The organism is Microlunatus flavus, assembly GCF_900110855.1.
GTDB classification, from domain to species: domain Bacteria; phylum Actinomycetota; class Actinomycetes; order Propionibacteriales; family Propionibacteriaceae; genus Microlunatus; species Microlunatus flavus.
Window position 1 is genome coordinate 1 of the sequence record NZ_FOFA01000023.1, and the last position, 5,702, is coordinate 5,702.

General features: G+C 74.0%; 3 protein-coding genes and 1 riboswitch. Of the genes, 2 read left to right on the top strand and 1 reads right to left on the bottom strand.

Annotated elements, in window-relative coordinates:
- A partial coding sequence (locus tag BMY04_RS22120; protein WP_139210115.1) for an NAD(P)-binding protein occupies window positions 1–471 on the bottom strand: 471 nt, incomplete at its 3' end.
- Between the two features lie 165 nt (window positions 472–636).
- On the opposite strand from BMY04_RS22120, the gene BMY04_RS22125 reads away from it, so the two are divergent.
- Window positions 637–2,124 carry an FG-GAP-like repeat-containing protein gene (locus tag BMY04_RS22125; RefSeq protein ID WP_091187271.1) on the top strand — a complete coding sequence of 496 codons (1,488 nt, stop codon included), beginning with the start codon at window positions 637–639 and terminating at the stop codon, window positions 2,122–2,124.
- A 131-nt stretch (window positions 2,125–2,255) separates the two neighbouring features.
- Window positions 2,256–2,321, top strand: a riboswitch (cobalamin riboswitch).
- 78 nt (window positions 2,322–2,399) lie between these two features.
- The coding region (gene cobN / locus BMY04_RS22130; protein WP_091187275.1) for a cobaltochelatase subunit CobN at window positions 2,400–5,702 on the top strand (3,303 nt) is incomplete at its 3' end.

Sequence of the window (5,702 nt, forward strand, 5' to 3'; positions counted from 1 at the left end):
GAACTCCTCCTGCCCCTCCAGGTGCGGCTGGTGGCCCGCGTCGTAGCGGTAGTAGCCGGTGCACACCCACAGGAACCGGCAGGTGACGGCCAGCTCGGTGCCGGCGTGGTCGACGCTCAGGTGCCAGCGCCGGTCGTCGGACGACCAGTCGGCCCGGACGACCCGGTGCGAGAACCGCGTGCGCGCGTCGACCCCGTACGCGCGTGCGGTGTCCTCGACGTAGCGCTGGATGTCGGCGCCCTGGACGATCGCGCGCTCGTCGCGCCAGGGCGCGAAGTCGTACGCGAGGGTGAACATGTCGGAGTCGGAGCGGACCCCCGGGTAGCGGAACAGGTCCCAGGTCCCGCCCATCCGCTCCCGGGCCTCGAGGACGAGGACCGACTCCTCCGGGCACTCGCGCCGCAGGTGGCAGGCCGCACCGACCCCGGAGAGCCCGGCTCCCACCACGACGACGTCGACGTCCTCCCCCATGTCCCGATCCTGCCTCGCCCGGGCAGGGGCGACGGCTCGGTCGTGTCGCCCGCGCGGGGGACACCGACGAGGTCGGGCCCCTGGTCCGTAGACGGGCGGGCCCCGGGCGGTCATGCTGCTGCACTCACCCCCGGAGCCACTCATAGTCGAGTCACAGGAGCAGCCATGCGTCGTCGGTACATCTCACTGGTCGCGGCGGGGGCGTTGGCCCTCCCGCTGGCCCTCGGATCGGGGGCGGCCCAGGCCGCCACGGCGGCGAAGCCGTACGACTTCGACGGCGACGGCTTCCCCGAGCTCGTGGCCGGGGCGCCGAACCTCGAGGTCAACGGCAAGCTCGGGGCCGGCGGTGTCGCCTGGGAGATGTCCCGGTCGAGCAAGGTCACCTCCGAGCGCAAGGTCCTCACCCAGTCGACGTCGAAGGTGCCCGGGGCCTCCGAGACCGGTGACCACTGGGGCGCCGCGGTGGCGAGCGGCGACTTCAACCGCGACGGGTTCGCCGACCTGGCCGTCGGCGCCCCTGGGGAGGACGGGGACGAGAAGGACGCCGGTGCGGTGACGATCCTCTACGGCAGCGCGGACGGACCGACCGGCAAGGGCTCCGCGCGGTTCTCGCGGCCGACCGAGAAGAAGAACGCGCAGTTCGGCGCGGCGCTGGCGACCGGCGACCTGAACGGCGACGGTTACGCCGACCTCGTGGTGGGCGCGCCGGGTGACGACGAGGCGAGCGGCGACGAGGACTTCCCGGCCAGCGGCACGGTGACCGTCCTGCTCGGCAGCAGCAAGGGCATCACCACCACCGGCCGCACCTCCGTGCGCGGCGTCCGCGGCACCTCGGAGGAGGACCACCGGTTCGGCTCGGCGCTGGCCGTGCGCGACGTCGACGGCGACGGCAAGCCGGACGTGGTCGTCGCCACCGCCGGCAGCGCGAACCGCGACGGGCTGGCGGCCGCGGGCTCGGTCTCGGTCTGCGCGGGCGGCTCGGCCGCCCCGAAGTCCTGCCGGCGCGTCGCGCACTCCTTCGACCTCGCGGGCATCCGCGCGCTCGCGGTCGGCAACGTCGCCGGGAGCGCCCGCAACGAGGTCGTCGTCGGGGTGAGCGCCGGCGAGGAGGCGGTCGACCACCTCGCCGTGCTGTCGCTGACCGGCGACGGCGGTGCGACCCAGGCGAGCGTGACCCTGCTCGACCAGGGCGACCTCGGCGTGCCGGGCAGCAGCTTCGAGGACGGCTTCGGCTCGGCCCTCCTGATCACCGAGCTGACCGGCGACGCGTACGACGACGTGGTCGTCGGCGCTCCGCGCGAGGCCGTCGGCGACGAGCTGGCCGGTCGCGTCGTGCTCGTCAAGGGCGGCGCCGGCGGCCTGGCCCGCAGCGGGAACACCGCCTACGACCAGGAGACCCCGGGCGTGCCCGGCGGTTCCGAGACCGACGACGACTTCGGCGCGGCGCTCGGTCTCGTCGACCGCGACCTCGACGGACGCGCGGACGTGGTCGTCGGGATCCCCGGCAAGGGCGACGACGGCGGCCGCGTGATCTCCCTGCACGCGACGGGCACCGGGCTCAACAGCGTGGACGACGACCGCGACTCCTACCAGCTCCGCGACTACGGCTACGTCGACCGCGGGCAGGCGCGCTACGGGGCAGCCATCGCCTGACGTCCCACCGCGAGGGGCCCGGGTCGGCGCAGGCCGGCCCGGGCCGCTGCGCGTCCGGGGGTCGTCGGGCCAGCCGTCGCGCGGACCTCGACCACGGCGGGACGGTTAGGCTGCCCGCACGACCTCGGACCCAGGAACCCGGTGCGACCCCGGGACGGTCCCGCCACTGTGAGCGCTCCCGCGCGAGTCAGGAACTGCCCGGCGTCGCGACCTGTCCTGCTTCACCGACGCTCGGGCCCCTGCGGATCTCAGGCTCTCCCGGCGAGGAGCTCCTAGTGCCCCGGATCGCCCTGCTCTCCACGTCCGACACCGACCTGCTGACCGCCCGCGCCAGCGGCGCCGACTACGTGGTCGCCAACCCAGGACGTCCGGCGCACCAGACGATGGCGGCGGCGTTCGAGTCGGCCGACCTGATCGTCGCCCGCGTGCTGGGCTCGCCCCGCGACCTCTGCGGCGGGTTCGAGCGGATCCGCGCGTTCGGCAAGCCCATGGTCGTCCTCGGCGGCGAGCAGGCGCCCGACGCGGCGCTGATGGAGCAGTCGACGGTCCCGATCGGCACCTGCGCCGAGGCCCACCGCTACCTCGCCCAGGGCGGCCCCGAGAACCTCCGTCAGCTCCACGCCTTCCTCTCCGACACCGTCCTGCTCACCGGCGAGGGCTTCGAGCCGCCGGTCGAGCAGCCCCAGTGGGGCGCGCTGCCGCGCCCGGCGGTTGCGGAAGAACGCTCCCGAAGCACGCTCCCTGAGCTTGTCGAAGGGCCACGAAGTGGTCAGCGTGCGAGCACCGTTCCCGCCGTACGCCCGCGAGTCGCGATCCTCTTCTACCGGGCCCAGTACACGGCCGGGAACACCGCGTACGTCAGCGCCCTCGCCGACGCGATCGACGCGGCCGGCGGGGTGGGCGTCCCCGTCTTCGCCGCGAGCCTCCGGGACGCGCCGGACGACCTCATCGAGCACCTCGGGACCTACGACGCGCTGATCACCACCGTCCTCGCGGCGGGCGGCACCCGCCCGGCGAACGCGTCGGCCGGCGGTGAGGACGAGGGCTGGGACGTCCGCAAGCTCGCGGGCCTCGACGTGCCGATCCTGCAGGGGCTCTGCCTGACCACGAGCCGCAGCGACTGGGCCGAGGCCGACGAGGGCCTCTCGCCGCTCGACGTGGCGACGCAGGTCGCGGTGCCGGAGTTCGACGGCCGCATCATCACGGTGCCGTTCTCCTTCAAGGAGGTCGACGCCGACGGGCTGCCGCACTACGTGCCCGACCCCGAGCGCTGCGCGCGCGTCGCCTCGCTCGCCGTGAACCACGCCCGCCTGCGCCACGTCCCGCCCAGCGAGCGCAAGATCGCGATCGTGCTGTCGGCCTACCCGACCAAGCACTCGCGCATCGGCAACGCCGTCGGGCTCGACACCCCGGTCTCGGTGATCCGGCTGCTCCGCGCGCTGCGCGAGGAGGGCTACGACCTCGGCGAGCCGGGCGAGATCCCCGGCACCGCGCCTCTCCCTGAGGTCGAGGACGAGGAGCCGGACACGACGGCCGGCAACGCCCTCATCCACGCCCTCATCGACGCCGGCGGGCAGGACCCGGAGTGGCTGACCAGCGACCAGGTCGCCGGCCAGCGCGTCCGCATCCCCGCCGCCACGTACAAGCGCTGGCTCGCCGACCTGCCCGACGACCTCGTCGAGCACGTCACGCAGACGTGGGGCGAGGCGCCCGGCGAGCTGTTCGTGGACCGCAGCCAGGACCCCGAGGGCGAGGTCGTCGCCGCGACCCTCCAGGCCGGGAACGTCGTCATCCTCGTGCAGCCGCCGCGTGGCTTCGGCGAGAACCCGATCGCGATATACCACGACCCCGACCTCGCGCCGACGCACCACTACCTCGCCGTCTACCGCTGGATCGAGCGCGAGTTCGGCGCCCACGCGGTCGTCCACGTCGGCAAGCACGGCAACCTCGAGTGGCTGCCGGGCAAGAACCTCGGCATGTCGGCCTCGTGCGGCACCGACGCGGCGCTCGGCTCGCTGCCGCTGATCTACCCCTTCCTCGTCAACGACCCCGGCGAGGGCACGCAGGCCAAGCGACGCGCCCACGCCACCGTCATCGACCACCTCGTGCCGCCGATGGCGCGCGCGGAGGCGTACGGCGACATCGCCCGGCTCGAGCAGCTGCTCGACGAGTACGGCACCGTCTCGGCGATGGACCCGGCCAAGGCGCCGGCGCTGCGCGGGGAGATCTGGACGCTGGTCCAGGCCGCGCAGATGGACCACGACCTCGGGCTGTCCGACCGGCCCGACGACGCGACGTTCGACGACTTCGTCATGCACGTCGACGGCTGGCTCTGCGAGATCAAGGACGTGCAGATCCGCGACGGGCTGCACGTGCTCGGCCAGGCGCCGGAGGGCGAGAACCTCGTCAACCTGGTGCTGGCCGTGCTCCGCGCCAACCAGGTGTTCGGCGGCCAGGTGAACGGCGTCCCGGGCCTGCGCGTCGCGCTCGGGCTCAAGGAGAACGAGTCGACCACGGCCGAGGCCGACGCCGCCGAGGAGCAGGCCCGGGCGCTGGTCCAGGCCGTCGCCGACGCGGGCTGGGACGAGAGCCGGGTGCCCGGGGTGGTCGAGTCGGTGCTAAGCGCCGCCAACGACGGGGTCGTCGCGTCGCTGACGTTCGCGTGCCGGGAGGTCGTGCCGCGCCTGGCCCGGACGTCCGACGAGCTGACGAACACGCTGCACGCGCTGGCCGGCGGCTACGTCCCGGCCGGGCCCTCGGGCTCGCCGCTGCGCGGTCTGGTGAACACGCTGCCCACCGGGCGGAACTTCTACTCCGTCGACCCCAAGGCCGTCCCCTCGCGGCTGGCCTGGACGACCGGCCAGGCCATGGCCGACTCGCTGCTCGCGCGCTACCTCGAGGAGACCGGCGAGTACCCGGCGTCGGTCGGGCTCTCGGTCTGGGGCACGTCGGCGATGCGCACCTCCGGCGACGACGTGGCCGAGGTGCTCGCGCTGCTCGGCGTGCTGCCCACCTGGGACGAGCAGTCGCGCCGCGTCGTCGGCCTGGAGCCGATGCCGCTGGCCGAGCTCGGGCGGCCGCGCATCGACGTGGTCGTGCGGATCTCGGGCTTCTTCCGCGACGCCTTCCCGCACGTGGTCGCGATGCTCGACGACGCCGTCCGCCTGGTTGCCGGCCTCGACGAGCCGCACGAGGACAACTACGTCCGCCGCCACGCGGACGCCGACCGGGCCGCGCACGGCGACGAGCGCCGGGCGACGACCCGGATCTTCGGATCCAAGCCCGGCTCGTACGGTGCCGGGATCCTGCAGGTGATCGAGTCCGGCAACTGGCGCGACGACTCCGACCTCGCCGAGGTCTACACGGCGTGGGGCGGGTTCGCGTACGGGCGCGACCTCGACGGCGCGCCCGCGCGCGAGGACATGGAGTCGACCTACCGCCGGATCTCGGTGGCGGCCAAGAACATCGACACCCGCGAGCACGACATCGCCGACTCCGACGACTACTTCCAGTACCACGGCGGCATGGTCGCGACCGTGCGTGCGCTGACCGGGGAGGACCCCAAGGCGTACGTGGGG

Excerpts from the sequence above, each read along its gene's own strand:
- BMY04_RS22125 (WP_091187271.1), top strand. The coding sequence starts at position 637 with ATGCGTCGTCGGTACATCTCACTGGTCGCGGCGGGGGCGTTGGCCCTC.